The 22,887-nt window shown below is 48.7% G+C and carries 18 protein-coding genes; all 18 read left to right on the forward strand.

Annotated features, from left to right (window positions below; all coding sequences use genetic code 11):
- Positions 1–12: 12 nt before the first annotated feature.
- The 18 genes from AC3ISR_RS08415 to AC3ISR_RS08500 all read left to right on the forward strand — a co-directional run bounded on the left by AC3ISR_RS08415 (position 13) and on the right by AC3ISR_RS08500 (position 22,876).
- Positions 13–2,223 (forward strand): bifunctional prephenate dehydrogenase/3-phosphoshikimate 1-carboxyvinyltransferase, encoded by a 2,211-nt coding sequence (locus AC3ISR_RS08415; RefSeq protein WP_463984364.1) that lies wholly within the window; start codon positions 13–15, stop codon positions 2,221–2,223.
- On the forward strand, positions 2,220–2,909 hold the full coding sequence (cmk, locus tag AC3ISR_RS08420; protein WP_192298688.1) for a (d)CMP kinase: 690 nt from the start codon (positions 2,220–2,222) through the stop codon (positions 2,907–2,909). The genes AC3ISR_RS08415 and cmk overlap by 4 nt, the downstream gene beginning before the upstream one ends.
- 120 nt (positions 2,910–3,029) lie before the next feature.
- Entirely contained in the window at positions 3,030–4,718 is a 1,689-nt protein-coding gene (rpsA, locus tag AC3ISR_RS08425; protein ID WP_463984347.1) for a 30S ribosomal protein S1, read from the forward strand.
- Between the two features lie 316 nt (positions 4,719–5,034).
- Positions 5,035–5,697 (forward strand): acetyltransferase, encoded by a 663-nt coding sequence (locus tag AC3ISR_RS08430; protein ID WP_192298690.1) that lies wholly within the window; start codon positions 5,035–5,037, stop codon positions 5,695–5,697.
- A 235-nt stretch (positions 5,698–5,932) separates the two neighbouring features.
- Complete coding sequence (gene ihfB / locus AC3ISR_RS08435) at positions 5,933–6,229, forward strand: integration host factor subunit beta (protein ID WP_192298691.1); 297 nt, start codon at positions 5,933–5,935, stop codon at positions 6,227–6,229.
- A gap of 531 nt (positions 6,230–6,760) precedes the next feature.
- Positions 6,761–8,041, forward strand: coding sequence for a GNVR domain-containing protein (locus tag AC3ISR_RS08440; RefSeq protein ID WP_192298692.1), 1,281 nt, complete (start codon positions 6,761–6,763; stop codon positions 8,039–8,041).
- Positions 8,042–9,200: 1,159 nt separating this feature from the next.
- Positions 9,201–10,478 carry a Vi polysaccharide biosynthesis UDP-N-acetylglucosamine C-6 dehydrogenase TviB gene (gene tviB / locus AC3ISR_RS08445; RefSeq protein WP_192298693.1) on the forward strand — a complete coding sequence of 426 codons (1,278 nt, stop codon included), beginning with the start codon at positions 9,201–9,203 and terminating at the stop codon, positions 10,476–10,478.
- A 58-nt stretch (positions 10,479–10,536) separates the two neighbouring features.
- On the forward strand, positions 10,537–11,562 hold the full coding sequence (locus AC3ISR_RS08450; RefSeq protein WP_192298694.1) for an NAD-dependent epimerase/dehydratase family protein: 1,026 nt from the start codon (positions 10,537–10,539) through the stop codon (positions 11,560–11,562).
- Positions 11,563–11,609: 47 nt separating this feature from the next.
- Positions 11,610–12,014: a sugar 3,4-ketoisomerase gene (locus AC3ISR_RS08455; protein WP_192298695.1), complete on the forward strand. Its 405-nt coding sequence runs from the start codon at positions 11,610–11,612 to the stop codon at positions 12,012–12,014.
- 92 nt (positions 12,015–12,106) lie between these two features.
- On the forward strand, positions 12,107–13,237 hold the full coding sequence (locus tag AC3ISR_RS08460; protein ID WP_192298696.1) for a DegT/DnrJ/EryC1/StrS family aminotransferase: 1,131 nt from the start codon (positions 12,107–12,109) through the stop codon (positions 13,235–13,237).
- Positions 13,234–14,496 carry an O-antigen translocase gene (locus tag AC3ISR_RS08465; RefSeq protein ID WP_192298697.1) on the forward strand — a complete coding sequence of 421 codons (1,263 nt, stop codon included), beginning with the start codon at positions 13,234–13,236 and terminating at the stop codon, positions 14,494–14,496. The genes AC3ISR_RS08460 and AC3ISR_RS08465 overlap by 4 nt, the downstream gene beginning before the upstream one ends.
- 7 nt (positions 14,497–14,503) lie before the next feature.
- The gene (locus AC3ISR_RS08470; protein WP_463984348.1) at positions 14,504–15,418 is read left to right on the forward strand and encodes a glycosyltransferase family A protein; all 915 of its coding nucleotides are present in this window, start codon (positions 14,504–14,506) and stop codon (positions 15,416–15,418) included.
- 62 nt (positions 15,419–15,480) lie between these two features.
- Positions 15,481–16,575, forward strand: a complete 1,095-nt coding sequence (locus tag AC3ISR_RS08475) for an oligosaccharide repeat unit polymerase (RefSeq protein WP_318652597.1) — start codon at positions 15,481–15,483, stop codon at positions 16,573–16,575.
- 76 nt (positions 16,576–16,651) lie between these two features.
- Positions 16,652–17,737: a glycosyltransferase family 4 protein gene (locus AC3ISR_RS08480; RefSeq protein WP_192298700.1), complete on the forward strand. Its 1,086-nt coding sequence runs from the start codon at positions 16,652–16,654 to the stop codon at positions 17,735–17,737.
- Positions 17,738–17,842: 105 nt separating this feature from the next.
- Entirely contained in the window at positions 17,843–19,795 is a 1,953-nt protein-coding gene (asnB, locus tag AC3ISR_RS08485; protein WP_463984365.1) for an asparagine synthase (glutamine-hydrolyzing), read from the forward strand.
- Position 19,796: 1 nt separating this feature from the next.
- The gene (locus AC3ISR_RS08490) at positions 19,797–20,924 is read left to right on the forward strand and encodes a glycosyltransferase family 4 protein (protein WP_192298701.1); all 1,128 of its coding nucleotides are present in this window, start codon (positions 19,797–19,799) and stop codon (positions 20,922–20,924) included.
- 96 nt (positions 20,925–21,020) lie between these two features.
- Positions 21,021–21,614 (forward strand): sugar transferase, encoded by a 594-nt coding sequence (locus tag AC3ISR_RS08495; RefSeq protein ID WP_463984349.1) that lies wholly within the window; start codon positions 21,021–21,023, stop codon positions 21,612–21,614.
- Between the two features lie 83 nt (positions 21,615–21,697).
- Positions 21,698–22,876, forward strand: coding sequence for a DegT/DnrJ/EryC1/StrS family aminotransferase (locus AC3ISR_RS08500; RefSeq protein ID WP_192298703.1), 1,179 nt, complete (start codon positions 21,698–21,700; stop codon positions 22,874–22,876).
- Positions 22,877–22,887: the final 11 nt, after the last annotated feature.

The raw sequence follows: 22,887 nt of genomic DNA on the forward strand, positions 1-22,887 counted from the left end.
CCTGTCGTGCCTATGATCGGTCGCCTGGTGGTGGTCGGCCTGGGTTTGATCGGCGGCTCCTTTGCCAAGGGCCTGCGTGAAAGTGGGCTGTGTGGCGAAGTGGTCGGTGTGGACCTGGACCCGCAATCGCGCAAGTTGGCGGTTGAGTTGGGGGTGGTGGATCGCTGTGAGGCGGACCTTGCGCTCGCGTGCCAGGGGGCTGATGTGATCCAGCTTGCCGTGCCGATCCTGGCGATGGAGAAATTGCTGGCTCTGCTGGCGGGGATGGATCTGGGGCAGGCGATTCTGACGGATGTCGGCAGCGCCAAGGGCAATGTGGTGCGCGCGGCGCAACTGGCCTTTGGCGGCATGCCCGCGCGGTTCGTGCCTGGGCATCCGATTGCCGGTTCCGAGCAGAGTGGGGTGGAGGCGTCCAATGCGCAGCTGTTCCGTCGCCATAAAGTGATCCTGACGCCATTGGCGCAAACCGATCCGGCTGCGCTGGCCGTGGTGGATCGTCTGTGGCGCGCGTTGGGGGCGGATGTCGAGCATATGCAGGTCGAGCGTCATGACGAAGTGCTGGCGGCGACCAGCCACTTGCCGCATCTGTTGGCATTTGGCTTGGTGGATTCCCTGGCCAAGCGCAACGAAAACCTCGAGATTTTTCGTTACGCCGCCGGTGGCTTTCGCGACTTTACGCGGATTGCCGGCAGCGACCCGGTGATGTGGCACGACATCTTCCTCGCCAACCGCGAAGCGGTGTTGCGCACGCTGGATACCTTCCGCAGTGATCTCGACGCCCTGCGGGACGCGGTCGATGCAGGGGATGGTCATCAGTTGCTGGGCGTATTCACCCGTGCGCGGGTGGCACGTGAGCACTTCGGCAAGATTCTGGAGCGCCGGGCTTACGTCGAAACCGCTGTGAGCAACGATGAGCTGACCTTCGTCGCCAATCCGGGTGGGCGCTTGAGCGGGCGTATTCGCATGCCGGGTGACAAGTCGATCTCTCATCGCTCGATCATGCTGGGCTCGTTGGCAGATGGCGTGACCGAGGTTGAAGGTTTCCTCGAAGGTGAAGACGCCCTGGCGACCTTGCAGGCGTTTCGCGATATGGGCGTGGTGATCGAGGGGCCGCACCATGGGCGCGTGACAATTCACGGCGTCGGCTTGCATGGCTTGAAGCCTGCACCGGGGCCGATCTACCTGGGGAATTCCGGTACGTCCATGCGCTTGCTGTCCGGCTTGTTGGCCGCGCAGCGTTTCGACAGCGTATTGACGGGGGATGCGTCACTGTCCAGGCGCCCGATGAGCCGCGTGGCAGAGCCGCTGCGGAAAATGGGCGCGGTGATCGAGACTGGGCCTGAGGGGCGTCCGCCGTTGACCATTCGTGGTGGGCAGGTGTTGAAGGGCTTGAGTTACGCGCTGCCGATGGCCAGTGCCCAGGTCAAGTCCTGCCTGCTGCTGGCTGGGCTGTATGCCGAAGGCAAGACCGCAGTGACCGAGCCTGCACCGACCCGCGACCACACTGAGCGCATGTTGCGAGGTTTTGGTTACCCGGTGGCGGTGGAAGGGGCTACGGCGTCGGTTGAATCCGGGCGTGCGCTGGTCGCTACCCGTATTGAAGTGCCAGGGGATATTTCCTCTTCGGCGTTTTTCCTGGTGGCCGCCACGATTGCCGAGGGTTCCGAACTGGTGCTGGAACATGTCGGTATCAATCCGACGCGCACTGGGGTCATCGACATCCTGCGGCTGATGGGGGCGGACATCACCCTGGAAAATCCCCGTGAAGTGGGCGGCGAGCCTGTCGCTGATCTGCGTGTGCGCGCGGCGGTGCTGAAGGGTATCGACATTCCCCAGGCGCTGGTGCCGTTGGCGATCGATGAGTTTCCAGTACTGTTTGTCGCAGCGGCTTGCGCTGAGGGGCGAACGGTGTTGCGCGGGGCTGAAGAGCTGCGCGTGAAGGAGTCCGATCGTATCCAGGTCATGGCCGATGGTCTGCGGGTGCTGGGGGTCAAGTGTGAACCGACCTCAGATGGGATTATTATTGACGGTGGGTTGCTGGGGGGTGGTGAAGTCCATGCCCATGGCGATCACCGGATTGCAATGGCGTTCAGCGTGGCCTCCCTGCGGGCGGCGGCGCCGATTCGTATTCGTGACTGTGCCAATGTTGCTACGTCTTTTCCGAACTTTCTTACACTGTGTGCCCAAGTCGGCATCCGTGTTGCCCAAGAGGCTCAATTGTGAATATCAAAGCACCGGTGATTACCATCGACGGGCCAAGCGGCTCGGGCAAAGGCACAATCGCCGGCATCCTGGCCAAGCGCCTGGGCTGGTGCCTGCTGGATTCCGGCGCGCTTTACCGCCTGCTGGCATTTGCTGCGCGCAACCATGGCGTCGACCTGACCAACGAAGAATCCTTGAAGCTGCTGGCGGCGCATCTTGATGTGCAGTTCGTCGGGGCGACGGAAGGTCATCCGCAGCGCATCATTCTGGAAGGGGATGATGTGACGGATGATTTGCGCAACGAGCAAGTCGGCTCGTGGGCCTCCCAGATCGCCGCGCTGCCGGCCGTGCGTGATGCGTTGCTGCAGCGCCAGCGGGCATTTCAAGAGCCGCCGGGCCTGGTTGCCGATGGTCGTGACATGGGGACGGTGGTGTTTCCCGAGGCGCCCCTGAAGATTTTCCTGACCGCCAGCGCCGAGGAGCGGGCTCGCCGGCGCTACTTGCAGTTGAAGGGCAAAGTCGATGGTGTTAGTCTGTCGAGTCTGCTAGATGAGATCCGTGCACGCGATGAGCGTGACACCCAGCGTGCGGTAGCCCCGCTCAAGCCGGCGGCTGACGCCATACAGCTGGATTCCACGGAGTTGTCCATCGAGCAGGTGCTGGAACGCATCTTGAGTGAAATCGCCATTCGCGATATTGCCGGGTGATCAAGAAGGCCGCGGGGGACCAGTCATAGTCCTGCGGTGGCTTCTTTTAACTGAAATTGACCCACACCGTCTGGGGTGTGGAGATGGGCGTATTCTTCGCCCTTATCAACAGGAATTAAAATGAGCGAAAGCTTTGCGGAACTCTTTGAAGAAAGCCTAAAAACCCTGAACCTTCAGGCTGGCTCCATCATCACCGGTGTTATCGTTGATATCGATTACCAAGCTCGCTGGGTAACCGTTCACGCTGGTCTGAAGTCTGAAGCTCTGATCCCGCTGGAACAGTTCTACAACGATGCTGGTGACCTGACTATCAATGTCGGTGACGAAGTTCACGTTGCTCTGGACTCGGTTGAAGACGGTTTCGGTGAAACCAAGCTGTCCCGTGAAAAAGCCAAGCGCGCTGAATGCTGGATTGTTCTCGAAGCAGCCTTCGCAGCTGAAGAAGTGGTCAAGGGCGTTATCAACGGTAAGGTTAAAGGCGGCTTCACTGTCGACGTTAACGGCATCCGTGCGTTCCTGCCAGGTTCTTTGGTCGACGTTCGTCCAGTGCGCGACACCACGCACCTGGAAGGCAAGGAACTCGAATTCAAGGTCATCAAGCTCGATCAGAAGCGCAACAACGTTGTCGTTTCCCGTCGCAGCGTCCTGGAAGCAGAGAACTCCGCCGAGCGTGAAGCTCTGCTGGAATCCCTGCAGGAAGGCCAACAAGTCAAAGGTATCGTCAAGAACCTCACCGATTACGGCGCATTCGTCGATCTGGGTGGCGTCGATGGCCTGCTGCACATTACCGACATGGCTTGGAAGCGCATCAAGCATCCATCTGAAATCGTCAACGTTGGCGACGAGATCGATGTAAAGGTTCTGAAATACGATCGCGAACGCAACCGTGTTTCCCTGGGCCTGAAGCAACTGGGTGAAGATCCATGGGTTGCTATCAAAGCCCGTTACCCAGAAGGCACTCGCGTGACCGCGCGTGTTACCAACCTGACTGACTACGGCTGCTTCGCTGAGCTGGAAGAAGGCGTTGAAGGCCTGGTACACGTTTCCGAAATGGACTGGACCAACAAGAACATCCACCCTTCGAAAGTCGTACAAGTCGGCGACGAAGTGGAAGTTATGGTTCTGGACATCGACGAAGAGCGTCGTCGTATCTCCCTGGGCATCAAGCAGTGCAAATCTAACCCATGGGAAGATTTCTCTGGCCAGTTCAACAAGGGCGATAAAATCTCCGGCACCATCAAGTCGATCACCGATTTCGGTATCTTCATTGGTCTGGACGGCGGCATCGACGGCCTGGTTCACCTGTCCGACATCTCCTGGAACGAAGTTGGCGAAGAAGCTGTTCGTCGTTTCAAGAAGGGCGACGAGCTGGACACCGTTATCCTGTCGGTTGACCCAGAGCGCGAGCGTATCTCCCTGGGTATCAAGCAGCTGGAAAGCGACCCGTTCTCTGAATACGTTCAGGACAACGACAAAGGCGCAATCGTTAAAGGCATCGTGAAGGAAGTTGACGCTAAAGGCGCCATCATCACTCTGGCCGACGATATCGAAGCAACTCTGAAAGCCTCCGAAATCAGCCGTGACCGCGTTGAAGACGCGCGCAACGTTCTGAAAGAAGGCCAGGAAGTAGAAGCCAAGATCATCAGCGTTGATCGCAAGAGCCGCGTGATCCAACTCTCCATCAAGTCGAAAGACGATGCTGAAGAGAAAGAAGCAATCCAGAGCCTGAAATCGGCTCCGGAAGGCGAAGCAGCAGCTGACACCACTATGGCTGCTCTGTTGCGTCAAGCAATGGCTAAGCAGAACTAAGTTCTGTAAGGCTTTAGAAAAAGGGCGACTTCGGTCGCCCTTTTTTGTGCCTGAAATTCGTTGGATCGCCAAATCAGAATAAATGTATTCTAGCTATGATGCTCATTTAGTAATGATCGTATTTGTAAGTTGCGGAGACGTTAAACTTTTGGAAGCTGGTCGAGGTTGAGTGTATAGAAGCGCGCAAAATAATTAACTGATAGTTATTGTGATAATTACTTTCAATAAGTAGTGGTGATATTGTCTGGTGGTATTGAATCGAATCGCGAGGCTGTCGTAGCACTCCCTCGGTAGTCGATCAGTTTAGGAGTTGAGTATGGAAAAGATTGTAATTTTTGGGGCGTCCGGTCACGCCAAAGTCATTATCGATATTGTCGAAAAACAGGCGCGCTATGCAATTCTTGGCTTCGTAGACGATTTTAGAGCGCCCGGTGCTGAAACGCTTGGCTACCAGGTTCTTGGGTGTGAATCGGACCTCCCGACGCTCGTCGCGCAGCACAGTATCAAGGGGATAGTTATTGCTATAGGAGATAATGCCGTAAGGGAGGATGTGGCAACTAGAGTTGCAGGATTGTGCCCTGGCTTAATGTTTGTCAATGCCATACATCCCAGCGCAATTATTGGGCGTGATGTTTCTATAGGTGTGGGTACGGTAATAATGGCGGGAGGGATTGTAAATCCGAGCTGCGAGATAGGTAATTTTTGTATTGTTAATACAAAAGCATCTTTGGATCACGATTCTACAATGCAGGATTTTTCCAGTCTGGCACCCGGTGTCAGCACGGGGGGCGGCTGCCGGGTGGGTAGGCTCGCAGCTGTGGGGATCGGCGCAAGCTTACGTCATGGTATTAGCATAGGCGAATGCGCAGTCGTTGGTGGCCAATCGATGGTGTTGGAGGATGTACCTCCTTACACCGTTGCATACGGTTCTCCAGCAAAAACTATCAGGTCCAGAGGGCGAGGCGAAAAGTACTTGTGAGGCGAGTTGTGCCTGAGTTCGACGTAACTGATTGCCTCCATATATCTCATGGGGTAATCAGGCAGGGGTGAGCTTGGGTACCTTGGAGTGAGGGTAGAAATTTTCCAGTAGCGGTGCTGCGCGATTTTTTTGTCGGTATGCCAACTGAAGTCGGAGGACGGGCTTTTCAAAAGCATCAAGTCGTGCTAAAACCTTTGGAGCGCTGATCTAGCTGCTTGAAAAAGAAGGGAAAAATATGACGAAGTCGGAGTTGATCGAACGAATTGTCACCCATCAAGGGCTACTTTCATCCAAGGATGTAGAGCTGGCTATCAAGACTATGCTTGAACAAATGTCGCAATGCTTGGCTACTGGTGACCGTATTGAAATTCGAGGTTTTGGTAGCTTTTCACTTCATTATCGGGCACCTCGTGTGGGTCGTAACCCAAAAACCGGGCAGTCTGTTAGCTTGGACGGGAAGTTTGTGCCTCACTTCAAACCGGGCAAAGAGCTGCGGGATCGCGTGAATGAAGATGAAGACGAGGGTCTCTGAGTGAGTCTGCTGCCGAGGAGGTCGTCGGGTGCATTTGCACGCGTTTTCAAAGTTCTGATTGTATTGTTCCTCGTGCTGGCAGTGGCGACGTTTGTCTTGGAGAACCAGCAAAGCGTTACATTGTCATTTCTGGGGTCGCGTACGCCTGACCTGGCGGTTTCTGCCTTCATGATCCTCTTTCTAATCGTGGGAATGATCGTCGGGCCAGTGATTGCTGTGGTTCTGAAGGCGAGTCGTCGCCGAGATTGAAATTGTCGCTGGGGCTGAGCACAGAGCGACCCCATTCGCCTGGGCGAGGTAGTTGATTCTGCTACAGGACTATTGAACAATTCGTCTGAAGGAATTCTCCTACAGCCTTGTCAAGACTTGTATTGTTGTCGTTAGATGTCAAAATGCTAATTGTTCTCGAGAACAGGCTTTTTGTGGGCTTTAACAGCTAGGTGGGAGTTATAGCCGAGATGACACGCTAAAGAGCTACAAAATGCCTGCATAACGAGCCCGCAGTTTCATTCTTGAAGGCAGGTTTTTGTTGTGAGTAGTAGCTTTCGCACCCCGCAGATTTCCCCGGCTGAAGACATTCAATTTGCAGCATTTTTCCGATCCATATGGCGGCAAAAGAAGCTGATTTTGCTGGTTTCAGCGCTCTCGACCGCGATAGCGGTTCTATACGCTTTTGTAGCCACTCCCGAGTTTCAGGTTACGAGTGTTCTCCGACCTTCAGCAATTAATGAACTGGACGCTTTGAATCGTTCAGAAATCTATAAGCTCCCACCTTCTGAGGCGTTGAATAAAGTTGGTGCGGCCCTTGAATCTTACGATATTCGTTTAGGTTTTTTTCGTGCTAACCCGAATTTATTCAAGAATTTTGTGCAGCCCGGTCGAACGCTAGAGCAAAGTTTCGAAGAGTTTAATCGTAACTCGATCAAGCTAATATTGCCAGATACTAAGAAAGCAGATTCGTTGAGTGCCTATATTAAACTTGAAATGACTTATCCGAAGGATATAGACGGTGTAGCGATATTGAATGGCCTCATTGATTATGCAATCTCAAATGAGCGTGAACAAATCGGTTCTGATCTTGAAGTTATCGTCAAAAATAGGATGGCAGAGCTAAACGGAAAGTTAGATGCAGCTCGCGCCAATTATGAGACAGAGAAACAAGCCAAAATTGCTTTGCTTGTAGAGTCTGATCTCGTAAAGCGTGCTCAATTGCAGGACGAGCTCAGTGCGCTTAGAGTTCAGTTAAAAACCAACCGTATGGAAAGAGTGGCGCAGTTGAACGAAGCTATTGTGATCGCAAAATCACTTGGCATCCGAAAGCCTGCAACGCCATCTTCCTTTGGTGATGCCATTCATGATAGTTCCACCAATATCATGCGTACAGAAATCAATAATCAACAAATACCTCTTTATTTTATGGGGGTTGAGGCTTTGGAGGCAGAGCGCACTGCGTTATTGCAGCGTAAGTCAGATGATTTCTCGGAAAAAAGAGTCTCGCTTATCGCTAAGGAGCTTCAACTGCTGCAGTCCAATCGGCAGATAGATGTTTTGAATCAGCGGAAGAATGAGGAGCTATTCTTGAGCGGAGTAGCCCCTATGCGTGCAGAAGCTGTTCGCTTGCAGAATCTAAATATCGATATGTCCAGAATCAAACTGGTCACTATCGATAAGCAAGCAATAGAACCCCTAAGCCCCATAAAACCCAAAAAAGCACTAATAATTGTCCTAGGACTTATGTTGGGCTTAATATTTGGTGTTGTCTTTGCAGCACTGCGCGAATTTCTTTTTCTTAGAAAGCGACAATCAAGCTAAGTCATGTTGATGCTCTGAATGCCTGAGGGGGATGCGATAGCAGCCTTGTCAGGTATTTTGAAGTCGGTAGCGTAGAACGTGTGGGTATTGGCTATGTGCCATCATTCATCATTGTGGCTGACCTGGTCACCGTTCACCACTATTTCCGAAGCGGTGCATTTGGTTGAATTGAGTTTGCAGCACTGGATCATTCGCTTAATATCACAGGTCTAGGTTGGCGGGTGAGTGGCCGGCCATTTTTTGGATATGTTTTGATGATGCACCGGTTTGGGTCTGCATCCCTGTCAGAAAAATCCCCATATCGATAGATGGCGCAATAACCTCATAGGAAATTGATGTTAGTTAATAATTTATTGGAATGAACGGTTAAGGCTCGTGTCCAATAGCCATCATGCTGTCAGTACGAATCATTGGAATTGGGTTCAGCGCAGGCCTGGGGGGAGCGAACATGCCGATGAAAACCATCGTGGCAAGTGAAATATCAGGGTTGTGCCTGCGTTTGGAGTGAAATGCTTACTGGATGGATCGCCAGTAAATAGCTTTTGTCGGGGGAGGGCTCTTGATTTGCCTCCTCGTTGACCTGGATAGGGTTCACTAAGATGTATGCAAGGGGTTGAGCTGGCAGTTGCTTTTACTCCTTCTCCTTTGGCAGCGAGCTTGTGCGTGATTCGAAATTTCAACGACCGAGGTCGCTTTAGAGATTCTTCTACATACGCTATGGTTAAGGAAGTGCTCATATTGGATAGCACAACAGCTTATCGTGATTCCATTTTCATGACGTCAGATGGATGGCGCCGGGTGGTTTTGCTAATCAATGTGCTGAATTGGTCAGAGTGTTTTTCTGTCGGCAACGAGCTCGCATGCCCATACCACGGAGGTAGGGGAGCGCTCGCTACTCAGCGCCGCATCCAAGGCTTAAATCCCGGGGCGGTAGCGTGTTGAAATTTGGTCTTGTGTACGGCACGGCATCAATGCTTTGGGATCTGCTGTGGTGTTTGAATGCTCTAAAGTGGTCCCAATGATGTGAGCATTCAATATCAGAAAAATCCTTTAATCGATGATCAGAGAGATTTTCTAATTGAGTTGCTCATATTGAAGAAATTTTTCAACGAAAAAAACATAGAGCGATTATTTTAAACATTTATCACGGAATAAATACATGCTGTCACTTGAAGATATAAAGCTCGCTGTTGTTGGCTTGGGGTACGTCGGTTTGCCATTGGCTGTTGAGTTTGGAAAGCATCGTTCGGTTATTGGCTTTGATATAAATCAAGCTCGAATTGATGCTTTGAATGAAGGGCGTGATGGCACATTAGAAGTAAATGACGACGAGTTAAAAGCAGCAAAGCATTTAAGCTTCAGTGCTAAGTCAGATGTGCTGAAAGGATGTAATGTTTTTATTGTCACCGTGCCAACTCCGATTGATCAGTATAATCAGCCAGATCTAACACCGTTGATTAAGGCATCAGAAACAATTGGACGAGTGCTTAAACAGGGGGATTTGGTTATTTATGAATCAACTGTTTATCCAGGCGCGACCGAAGAAGACTGCGTTCCAGTGCTAGAGAAATATTCAGGGTTGAAGTTTAACGTCGACTTCTTCGCCGGTTACAGTCCAGAGCGCATCAATCCTGGCGATAAGGAACATCGCGTAACGACTATTAAAAAAGTCACATCAGGTTCTACTCCGGAAGTGGCGGATTTAGTAGATGCTTTATATCGACAAATTATTACCGCAGGAACTCATAAGGCAAGCAGCATAAAAGTTGCCGAAGCTGCCAAAGTTATTGAAAATACGCAGCGTGACCTTAATATTGCACTTATTAATGAGTTGGCTATTATTTTCAACAAGATGGGGATAGATACTGAAGCTGTCCTAGAGGCAGCTGGAACGAAGTGGAATTTTTTACCCTTCCGCCCAGGTCTGGTAGGCGGACATTGTATTGGCGTTGATCCGTACTATTTGACTCATAAAGCTCAGTCGATAGGCTATCACCCAGAAATTATTCTGGCTGGGCGCCGTCTGAATGACGGTATGGGTGCATATGTAGTTTCGCAATTAGTAAAGGCTATGCTTAAAAAGCGTATTCACGTTGATGGAGCAAAAGTGCTCATCATGGGTTTGACTTTCAAGGAGAATTGCCCAGATCTTCGCAATACTCGAATAGTGGATATTGTGCGTGAATTAGGTGAGTACAACATTGAAGTGGATGTGTATGACCCATGGGTAAATCCGTCAGAGGCTCAGCATGAATATTCCATTAGTCCAATAGCGGTTCCGGTGACTGATAGTTATGATGCAATAGTACTAGCAGTAGCGCACAACGAGTTTCGAGCAATGGGCGCAGAACGTATTCGCTCTTTAGGAAAGGCAAAACATATTTTATACGACTTGAAATATCTTTTAGATCGTGACCAATCCGATATACGATTGTAATCAAGCAAGGAAGGCTTGACTTAACTAGGGTCGGTATAAAATTTTAGGAGCGCAACCAATGACTCGTTATGAAAATGTACTGGAATCACTTATCCGTGCGCCGAAGACCTGGCTCATTACTGGTGTCGCGGGTTTTATAGGTTCAAATCTTCTTGAGACGTTGCTTAAGCTCAATCAGCACGTTATTGGGTTGGATAACTTCTCTACGGGTCATCATCGAAATCTAAAAGAAGTCCAACGGTCTGTAAGTGATGAACAATGGATGCGTTTGAAGTTTATTGAAGGCGATATTAGAGATTTAAATTGTTGCCGTGAAGCATGTCACGCTGTCGATTATGTGCTTCATCAGGCCGCATTAGGTTCGGTTCCAAGATCTCTGAACGACCCCATCAGCACTAATCAGACCAATATTGACGGTTTCCTTAACATGCTGCTTGCTGCGCGTGATGCAGGTGTCAGTAGCTTCACCTATGCTGCAAGCAGTTCGACATATGGTGATCATCCAGGGTTACCAAAAGTAGAGGACGTTATCGGAAATCCGCTATCCCCTTATGCTGTTACAAAGTACGTGAACGAGTTGTACGCCGATGTGTTTGCACGCTGCTATAACTTTAATAGTATAGGTCTTCGTTACTTTAATGTGTTTGGCAAACGGCAAGATCCTGACGGTGCCTATGCGGCAGTTATTCCAAAGTGGGCCGCATCCATGATCAAGGGTGAAACTATATTCATCAATGGCGATGGAGAAACAAGCAGGGATTTTTGTTTTATCGAGAATACTATTCAGGCAAATATACTCGCGGCAACTACCGAAGATGATGGCGCGAGAAATCAGATTTATAACGTTGCCGTCGGTGGTCGTACAACGCTGAATGGTTTGTTTGTTGCGATGAAAAATGAATTGAATTTGAATGGAGTGGTTTATACAAAAGAGCCGGTATATCGGGAGTTTCGTGATGGTGATGTCAGGCACTCGCAAGCAGACATCAGTAAAATAAAAACTAAGCTGGGGTATGCACCCACTTACTCTATAGACGGAGGAGTGGAGAAGGCGATGCCTTGGTATGTTAAGTTTTTAAAATAATGACTTCATGATTCACTGATATATATGGCTGTGATGGGAGGGGCGTGATGAGTCTTGTAAAATGGATAGATTTTCAAACGTTAGGTGATGAACGAGGCAGTCTTGTTTCTATTGAGCAAGGTAAGATCGTTCCTTTCGAAATAAAGCGGGTTTATTACATTTATCGGACCGCTGAGGGCGTCAGTCGCGGTTTTCATGCTCATCGAAGCCTGAAACAAGTTGCTATATGCTTGGTGGGCAAATGCCGCATGGTTTTAGATAATGGCATCACACGTGAAGATGTCTGGCTCGATTGCGCGACAAAGGGAATACTCATCGAAGGTGGGTTGTGGCGCGAAATGCACGATTTTAGTGAGCAGTGCGTACTCTTGGTTCTGGCGAGTGCAGCCTACGACGAAGCAGACTATATTCGAGATTATGATGAATTTTTGGAAGGTGCTTGTAAAAAATAACATATAATTTTTTATTTGTATTTTATATTAAAGGCTTGTTCGCTGATTGACAGCCGTGCAAGTTTCTTCAGGAAATTAATTGGATTATTCAAATGGTAGGCTTTCTCGATTTAAAAGGTATTAATTCTGCATATCGCGACGAGTTGATAAGTGCGTGCACTCGAGTGATAGACTCTGGATGGTATATTTCTGGAGCGGAAGTCAGTGCATTTGAGTCCGAGTTTTCTAATTATTGTGGTGTGAAGCATTGTGTCGGCGTTGCGAACGGCTTGGACGCTTTGACGCTGACTATAAGAGCATGGAAAGTGATGGGGCGCTTGAAGGATGGTGACGAAGTTATCGTGCCTGCGAACACTTACATTGCTAGCATTTTATCGATCACTGAGAATAATTTAGTTCCTGTTTTGGTTGAGCCCGATCCCGAAACATTTAATATATGCCCAAAAAATGTGGAGCAGGCTCTAACTAGTCGCACAAAGTTGATACTTCCGGTTCATTTGTATGGCCGTATTTGTGACATGGGCGCTGTAATGGCGATAGCAAAAAAACATAATCTTTTAGTACTGGAAGATTCCGCGCAATCTCATGGCGCGGGTGTTGATGGTAAAAAAGCTGGAAGTTGGGGAGATGCTTCAGCCTTCAGCTTTTATCCCGGAAAAAATCTTGGCGCGTTAGGTGATGCGGGCGCGGTAACTACCGATGATGAAGACCTGGCAGAGACGATCCGTGCCTTAGGGAATTATGGGTCAAAAGTAAAATACAACAATCTATTCAAAGGCGTTAATAGTCGCCTGGATGAATTGCAAGCAGCAATGCTGCGCGTGAAGCTTAGGCATTTGGATCGTGATACCAATAATCGTCGAAGCGTAGCGGCTGCTTATATGGCAGGGATAAAGAATGAATTACTGCAGTTGCCTTTTTCGGACTTAGTTGATGTTGAAAAGTTCTCGGGGCACGTTTGGCATTTGTTCGTTATTCGTTGCAAGGATCGGAAGGCCTTTCAAGAGCATTTGCGCTCCAAGAATGTAGAGACATTGATACACTATCCTATCCCTCCCCATAAGCAACAAGCCTATGCAGAATGGTCCGACCTTAACTTTGAGGTTACTGAGGATATTCATGCTGAGGTCATTAGTTTGCCAATCTCGCCAAACATGGATATGGATGATATTAAGTTAGTTATCCTTGCGTGTAATAGCTATATTGGCGCTACGATAGAATGACGTTTCTCAAAACTAGTTTGCTCAACGGAATAGCAGTTGCGGTTCGTATGCTCACATTGTTGGGTATCAATAAGATTCTTGCGATTTACGTTGGGCCGGTTGGGTATGCGTCCCTCGGACAATTCCAAAACGCGGTGCAAATGATTACCGCGTTTGCAAGTGGTGCGATTAATGCTGGTGTGACTAAGTATACTGCTGAGCATTTCGAGGATGAAGTTAAGCAGCATACAGTGTGGAGGACTGCGGGAAGTATTTCTTTGCTGAGTTCGGTCATTACTGGTGTTGCTGTTGTCGTATTTAATAAAGAATTGGCGCTGTTTTTTTTAAATGATCGTGCTCTCGGTAGTGTCTTTGTTTGGTTCGCGATAACATTGGTACTATTCGTTTTGAATGCTTTGTTGCTTGCCGTTTTAAATGGTAAGAAGGAGATAGGTCGCTACGTCATATCGAATATAGCCGGAAGCTTGTTCGCGTTAGCAGTGACAAGTTGCATGGCAATTGCCTGGGGATTATATGGCGCTCTGGTAGCGTTGGCTGTTTATCAGTCGTTGAGTTTTTTTGTTACGTTGTGGCTTTCCTATCGTGCGCCTTGGTTTAAGTTTAAATACTTTCTAGGTCGAATTGATTCGGGGGTTGCGCGTGATTTGGCTAAGTATACGGCGATGTCATTGACCTCGGTAGCATGTGTTCCTCTGAGCCAAATTCTGGTTCGCAATCACATTGGGCAAAGTTTCGGTTGGGAGGCTGCAGGTTATTGGGAGGCGCTGACCAGATTAAGTGCAGCTTATTTGATGCTGATTACCACGACCCTGAGTGTATATTATTTGCCGCGTTTCTCAGAGCTTAAGAATTCCGACCAGATTCGTGCCGAGATAATCAAGGGCTATAAGATAATTTTACCTTTGGCTGCAGCAGGAGCGTTAATCATATACTTACTTCGCGAGCTAATTGTAAGTCTATTATTCACCCCTGAGTTCTTGCCCATGATCGATTTGTTTGCTTGGCAAATGCTGGGCGATGTGTTGAAAATCGGCAGTTGGGTCCTGGCCTATTTAATGCTGGGTAAAGCAATGTTTAAGCTCTTTATGATTACGGAAGTTATTTTTTCGTGCTCTTTTGTGCTGCTGTCTTGGGTTTTTACTCATCAGTTTGACCTGCAAGGCGTGACGATCGCTTATGCGCTTAACTATGCTGCTTATTGGGTTGTGATGGGAGTTTGTATGTCCCATAAACTTAAGTCATTAAATAAATTGGATTGAGTTTGTAATGATTACTCTTTTGATTCCTTCTTACAATCATGAAAATTATATAGTTGACTGTTTGGACGCGGCTAGATCTGTAGATATTCCAGGGCGGAAGATATTGGTCGTTGATGATGGGTCCACAGACGGAACTGTGGGTGTAGTTAAAGAGTATATGGAGCGTTTGAATGATCACTCAATTGAGCTTGTCTGTAAGAAAAATTCTGGACTTGTATCGTCGTTGAACCTAGGGCTTGATGCAGCGGTTACAGAGTTTTTCTACTTGGTTGCATCTGACGATTTACCTAATGCCGAGGGTATTAGTAAAAGTGTCAGAGAATTAATCAATAATCCAGATGCAAAATTTATCGTGGGTGGTGGATATGCATTTTATGATGATGCGCCAGAAAAAAAACTTTCCGTCTATGGACGCGCTCAGGATGTATTTTTCAGGTTGCCACCTGAGTCTATCGCGCGCAGTTTATTTTTGAATTACCCATCTCCATTGCTTTTGCAATCGACAGTTTTCAGGACCGAGGCTTTAAGAGCGATTGGTGGATGGGATTCGAACTTGGTGCTGGATGACTATCCGACGTTTGTAAAAATGTTATTGAAATATCCTCTACTGAACACGGACTTCTTTTTCGCTCCTGAGTTTTGCGTGGTCGGATATCGGCAGCATAGTTCTAATAGTTATAAAAATATAAGAAGACAATATTCTATGGTTTCGGCTGTTATCGCATCTCTAGCACCGGAGTCGATAAAGGTCAAGGCGATTTCTCGTGTACTTGCTTCCTATATATTGTCCGCAATTAAAGTTCGAGATTTTGGCGCAATACGTGCGATGCTTGCTGCTTCAGAACCGAAATATGTTCTGAGTGCACTGCCTGCTATGATTGAGCTGCTATGTCGCAAGATTTGCGCTAGATTTATTGCGTAATGGTTCAATGGTGGTATGTTGGTTTCGTCAAAGTATTTGCGTGTCTCTAGACGGTGGCTTAAGTGGGAAATTATTTTAAGAACGCATTAGTGTCCCCGGTCTTCATTTTATTGTTCATAACGACGTTGATGTTTGCCGCAAATATTTTTGCATTAGAGCAAGAGTGGGAGTGGGGGCATAGTGTATATTTGTTAGGCGTGCTTTCGTTTGTTGTGCTTTATTTTTTGGTTTATGCGTTCTTGTTGTTGACGAATTTTATAACGCCCAAGAAGGAGGTCTCTGTACCTTATTTGTTTGTTGTACAGCTCTACTGGGTTTTGTCTTTTGTAGGCCTTATTCTTTGCCTTTACAAGATTATTGCCGTCGGGATGAGTGGGCAGTACGATAGTGTTTTGTTGGCACTGCGAATTGCAAATACATGGGAACATCAGCCTTCCTACGGTGCGCAGCACTTCGCGTTGTTTTCTTTGGCGTTGGCACTTTACTATGCGCAGAGGAAAAGAGCGTTTCCTTGCATTATTGCCGCTTCGATTTACTTGGTCTCTGCATTTAGCATGGCCGAAAGAACAAGTATGCTTTTTTTGTTTGTTGCGATCGGGTATACGGCGATTAACGAGGGCTGGGTCAAGCTCAAGGGGCTACTCGTTTCATTTGCCCTGCTGGTCGCATTGTTTATTATCGTTGCTATTGGTACTGGGAAAACCGGCGGGGACAATAGCTATGATTTTTTATTAAAGTACTTTTCCTATGCGGTGACGGCGTTTTCGGTATGGACTGAGGGGAGGGAATATTTAGGTTGCGCTGATCTTGTGTTTGGTAAGTTAATTGACATTATCTCGCTCGGCTTGTATTCGTGCGCACCGCTCGATCTTGGGCTTACTGACCGTGATTTCAACGTTCTTACCTATGCGGCGTCTCCGTATCTGGCTGGAGGAACTCCAGCAGTCATAGTCAGTATGGCATTTCTCGGTGGCGTTTTTGCTCTGTTACGAGTGTTGGCGATGAAGCGGAAAGGTTATTACCTGGCCTTGCTGAGTTGTTACATGTATGCGTTGATTATGATGTTTTACGCCTGGCAGTTCTCGTTAACCACGTATTTGTATTTGGCGTTAATATTTATTCCGCTGTTTGCTGGTCGTTTCATTGGGCGGAATTAGTGCTATTGATTGTGGTGGGCAATGGTTGGTTGTGCCTTTCAAAGTTTGCTTGTGATGGTTTGGAGTTTTGGTTGATATGAAGGTTTTGTTGTTGTCAAAATACTCTCGTATGGGCGCCAGTACCCGACTTAGAGCGCTACAGTATTTGCCTTACTTGGAAAGTGATGGCGTACAGGTAAAAGTTCAAACTCTTTTTGATGACCAATATTTAGAGTCCCTGTATCAGGGGCGAGGCCGCTCCCATTGGCTGACGCTCAAGCGGTATATAGCGCGTTTTTTGGTTCTTTTCCAAGTGGGAAAATATGATGTAATTTGGATCGAGAAGGAAATATTTCCTTTCTTGCCCGCCACAGTGGAGCGGTTGCTAAAGGTTTTGGGTATTCCGTACGTTGTTGACTACGATGATGCTATTTTTCATAACTATGATTTGTCAAAAAACGTTTTTGTTAGAGCGCTGTTAGGCTCGAAAATTGATATTGTAATGCGATACGCACATTGTGTAGTCGCTGGAAATAATTATCTGGCCCAAAGGGCAGCTAATGCTGGTGCGTCAAGCATTGAAGTTGTTCCTACCGTTGTTGACTATTTAAGATATTCTGGGGAAGCGTCGCAACGAAATAGGAAACTTACGATTGGATGGATTGGGTCGCCCTCAACCGAAAAATACGTTGTCCAGATTCGGGATGCGCTCAGGGAAGCGTGTGAGACATACGACGCTCGCCTGGTACTCATGGGGGCGGGGGCAGGAGTTCTTAGCGAATTCGAAGGTGTCGATATAGAGCTTCATCCTTGGAGCGAGGATGCTGAAACGGGCTTTATTCAGCTATTGGATATTGGAATAATGCCTCTCGTTGATGGAGACTGGGAAAAAGGGAAATGTGGATATAAACTCATTCAATACATGGCTTGCGGTGTGCCAGTCATTGCTTCGCCGGTTGGTGTAAACGTCGACATCGTCGAGGGGAATCAGTGCGGTATGTTGGCGGTGGATCTTTCTGATTGGCGAGATTGTTTGGGCAAGCTGTTGAGTGACGAAAAACTGCGGTCCAGTTATGGGCGGAACGGGCGTCATGCTGTCGAGCAAACTTTTTCCTTACAGATTCAAGCTCCTCGGATTAGAGATATACTTGGACGTGCGGGAGAAAGCCTCGACCATGCATAACAGCGTTGGCCGGCTCTGGTGTTGTTTGTGCTCATGTTCATTTGATTTTTTAAGATATGTGTGCGTTTTTTTCGTCCAAGTGCTCAAATTCAGGATTCGTTAACAATGTGTGGAATAAGTGGTCTTTTTGACCTTTCTAAGCCCGCTCAGCTTTACGATTGCATTTCAAAAATGAACGACGCCATAGCTTATCGTGGACCTGATGATGCGGGTGTTTGGATTGATGACTGCGGTCTTGCACTTGGGCATCGACGTTTGGCGATAGTCGATCTCACGAGTGCTGGCCACCAGCCCATGCACTCAGCAGATCAACGATACGTCCTGACGTTCAATGGCGAAATTTATAATCATAACCAGCTCCGTAGTCAGCTAGCTGATGAAGGTGCCTCTGTGGCGTGGAGCGGGCATTCAGATACTGAGGTTTTGCTTGAGTGCCTAGTTCGATGGGGTGTTGATAAAGCCCTAAAGGCGTCGGTGGGGATGTTTGCGTTTGCACTTTGGGACAGGCATGAGCAAATACTGACGCTCGCACGGGACCGTATGGGTGAAAAGCCACTTTATTGGGGCTGGCAAGGTGATGTTCTTTTATTTGGATCCGAGTTGAGTGCCATAAAAGCATATCCAGGATTCAAGGCAGAAGTTGACCGTAATTCCTTGGCGCTTATGTTGCGCTACAGCTGTATTCCTGCACCCTACAGCATTTTCAAAAATATCAACAAGCTTCGTCCTGGTCATTACATCACGCTGAATTTGGGCAACCCAAGTGCAGCTAAAGATGCTGGTCCGCAGGCATATTGGTCTGTAAATAGTGTCGTAGAAGCAGGGCTCGCGAACCCCTTTGAAGGTTCCGAAGTTGAGGCTACGGATGCATTGGAAAGTACACTTCTACATAGTATCGGTCAACAGATGCTTGCTGATGTACCTCTCGGTGCGTTCCTGAGTGGTGGTGTCGACAGTAGTGTGGTTGTTGCATTAATGCAGGCCCAAAGTACACGTGCGGTTCGCACGTTTACTATCGGTTTCGATGAGGCTGCATATGATGAAGCCATATATGCTAAAGCAGTAGCGAAGCATCTGGGCACAGAGCATTCCGAACTTTATGTTCGTCCTCAAGATGCACTTAGAGTTATTCCTGGATTGGCGTCGATTTATTCTGAGCCTTTCAGTGATAGCTCCCAGATTCCAACTTTTCTTGTTAGTCAAATGGCCCGACAAGACGTGACTGTAGTTCTTAGTGGCGATGGTGGCGATGAGTTGTTTGGTGGTTATAATCGTTATTTGACCGCGCGTAAAGTTTGGCAGCGCATGCACCGTCTGCCTGGGTTTGCGCGTAGTGGCGCTTCCAAAATCTTGCGGTCTCTTTCTCCAGCTAGCTGGGATCGCCTATTTGCATTAACTAAACCTCTGTTACCAGAGCGGATGCATTTGGTAACCCCGGGAGATAAGGCTCATAAGCTCGCATCGGTACTTGGGCTTACCAGTGGGGAAGCGTTTTATCATCAACTGAATAGTCACTGGGACGATCCTGCCAGTGTGGTTATCGGCGCGTGTGAACCTCAAACGCTTTTTACAAATAAAAATGAATGGCCAGCCGCCGATAGCTTTGAGCATTGGATGATGGCAATGGATGCACAGATTTATATGCCTGATGACATCCTCGTCAAGGTGGACCGCGCGTCTATGGCTGTGAGCCTTGAATCTCGGGTGCCGATGCTTGATCATCGGGTGGTTGAGCTGGCCTGGCGGATGCCGTTGGAATACAAGATACGTGGTGGTCAAGGTAAATGGTTGTTACGAGAGGTGCTGTACCGTCACGTTCCTAAAGATCTTATCGAGCGCCCGAAGCAAGGTTTTGGCATCCCGCTGGACAGTTGGTTGAGAGGACCTTTACGAGAGTGGGCTGAGGAGCTCTTGGATGAATCGCGGCTCCGACGAGAAGGCTACCTTCACCCAGAGCCGATTCGCCGTAAGTGGGCGGAGCACTTGAGTGGGCGGAAAAATTGGCAACATCATTTGTGGGACATTTTGATGTTTCAGGCGTGGTTGGCGGAACAATGATATGAAATTTCTTGTGATTGCTAGCTACGCGGACTCATTGATTAATTTTCGGGGACCTTTGTTGGATGCTTTGCTTGCGAGAGGTCTCTCGGTGAGTGTTGCTGCTCCAGGGTTACCCGCTGGAAGTGCCGTTAGAGCAGATCTGGAAAGCAAAGGTATAACAGTATACGAAATACCTTTGCAGCGTGTGGGAACGAACCCGTTCGCAGATCTCATGGCGTTTATCTCGCTTTGTAAGCTAATGGTGCGCGTCAATCCAGAAGCCGTCCTGGCTTATACAGTGAAACCAGTAATCTATGGCTTGCTGGCCGCGCGCCTGATGAGAGTTCGCCGTCGTTTTGCGCTCATTACCGGCTTAGGTTACGCGTTTCAACACGCGACTAATCCGGGGCGTGGTGGACGCGGATTGCTCCAGTCGCTGGTGCAGCATTTGTATGCATTGGCGCTGCGACCTGCTACGAGGGTTTTCTTTCAGAACCCTGATGATGAGGCGCTTTTCAAGGAGATGCGATTAATCGCTTCCGAGACACCGTCTACGGTCGTAAACGGCTCAGGTGTCGATCTTAGCAATTTTGGTGTCGTACCACTCCCCGGATCGGTCAGTTTTCTTTTAATCGCCCGACTTCTTGGCGATAAAGGGGTACGTGAGTTCGTTGCGGCCGCCCGGGCCGTTAAGGCCAAGCATGAGGGCGTTGTATTCAAGATTGTGGGATGGATCGACGAAAATCCCGACAAGATTTCACCTGACGAATTAGACGCGTGGATTGCTGACGGTACAGTTCAGTTTCTCGGGCGTCTGAAAGATGTCCGCCCCGCAATTTCTGATTCAAGCGTGTATGTTCTGCCCTCTTATCGTGAGGGAACTCCTCGTACAGTACTTGAGGCGATGGCCATGGGCAGGCCTATTATTACCACCGATGCACCAGGCTGCAGAGAGACTGTTATTGACGGCGAAAATGGGTTCTTGATACCAGTGAAGGACGTCAGTGAACTCACAGCGGCGATGTTGCGTTTCGTCGAGTGCCCCGAGCTCATCCAGACGATGGGGAAGCAGTCCCGGCATTTGTGCGAGATTAAGTACGACGTGAAAAAGGTCAACGAAGTTATGTTGGATGGAATGGGTATTTAGTGCTTGTAAACCATAGGATGTGGCTTGGAATCTATGGTGTTTGTGTTTTTGTTAGCACAGGGTTGAAGCCAGCCTTATTTCTCTACTGGGTAGATTATGCTTAAGCGTTCATTTGATATTTTTGCATCTGTATGCGGTCTTTTTTTATTTGCTCCAGTCATGATTGTCGTGGCTTGGTTCGTCAGGAAGAAGCTTGGGTCGCCGGTGCTGTTTAAGCAGGTCAGACCGGGGCTGAATGGCAAACCCTTTACGCTGGTCAAATTTCGTACTATGCGTGATGATTGCGATCAACATGGAGTTCCGCTGGCCGATTCTGATCGCCTGACCAGATTCGGTCGCTTCTTGCGCTCCACCAGCCTTGATGAATTGCCTAGCCTTCTGAACGTACTCAAGGGGGACATGAGTATCGTCGGCCCTAGACCGTTATTGATGGAGTATTTGCCTTTGTATAGTGCTGAGCAGTATCGGCGCCACGATGTAAGACCTGGCATCACTGGCTGGGCTCAGGTAAATGGACGCAACTCCCTTAGCTGGGAAGAAAAATTTAAACTCGATATTTGGTATGTTGAAAGAAGATCGCTCTGGATAGATCTTAAAATAATCATGATGACTGTCAAGAAGGTTTTCGTCAGAGAGGGTATTAGTGCTGACGGCGTAGCAACAATGAATAAGTTTACAGGCACTAAGTGAAAAAGGACTGATGCACCTGGGCGCTGTAAATTAGCCGATCAGTGTTGCATGCTTTTGCTTTTATAAATACATAAGGAGTTTCCATGTTAGGAACAACATTTTCTCCCTGGCCTTCTTTCACGGTAGAGGAAGCAGACGCTGTCCGCGATGTGGTTCTATCAAATAAGGTCAACTACTGGACGGGGCAGGAAACGCGTCAGTTCGAGGCGGAATTCGCTACCTGGTCGGGCGTCAATCATGCTGTTGCGCTCGCAAACGGGACTGTTGCGTTGGACGTAGCGCTGGTAGCTCTAGGCATTGGTTCCGGTGATGAGGTCATCGTAACCTCCAGAACATTCCTTGCGTCTGTTTCTTCCATTGTGAACGCAGGTGCCATCCCTGTGTTCGCTGATGTGGATCTTGACTCGCAAAACATCACAGCGAAGTCTGTTGAAGCAGTGATTACTCCACGTACACGAGCAGTGATCTGTGTACACCTTGCCGGCTGGCCATGTGATATGGATCCAATCATGAGCCTTGCTGCCGAACATGACTTGAAAGTCATTGAGGACTGTGCGCAGGCGCACGGGGCTTACTATAAGGGCCGGCCAGTTGGCTCCATAGGCCATATCGGAGCATGGTCCTTCTGTCAGGATAAAATCATGAGCACCGGCGGCGAAGGTGGCATGGTCACGACTAACGACCGCGATCTTTGGGCGAAGATGTGGTCGTACAAGGATCATGGCAAGAGTTGGGAGGCTGTGTACGAGCGCTCCCATGCCCCTGGTTTTCGCTGGGTACATGAAAGTTTTGGTACCAATTGGCGTATGCTTGAGGTGCAGGCTGTAATTGGTCGTATTCAGTTGCGCCGGATGGAAGCATGGCACGCTCAGCGTGCACAGAATGCGCAGAGCATTTGGGAGGCTGCACGTCGGTTGCCTGCGTTGAGAGTCCCCGACTTTCCTGAAGGTGATGTGCACGCTGCCTATAAGTGTTATTTCTTTGTACGCCCAGAACGTTTAAGAGAAGGCTGGTCCCGTGATCGTATCTTGAGCGAATTCGCGGCACGCGGCGTTCCTGCCTTTTCAGGATCGTGCTCTGAGGTCTATCTCGAAAAAGCATTCGACAACACCGGATGGCGACCAGCAAAAAGGCTCCCCAACGCCAAAGAGCTAGGTGAGACGAGTTTGATGCTTCTCGTCCATCCAACGTTGACGGAAAGTGAAATTCAGATGACTTGCAGAGTATTGACAGACATAGTGGGTGAGGCATCAATCCAATAATTGTGTGAGAT

Source organism: Pseudomonas sp. GL_117 (genome assembly GCF_057835125.1).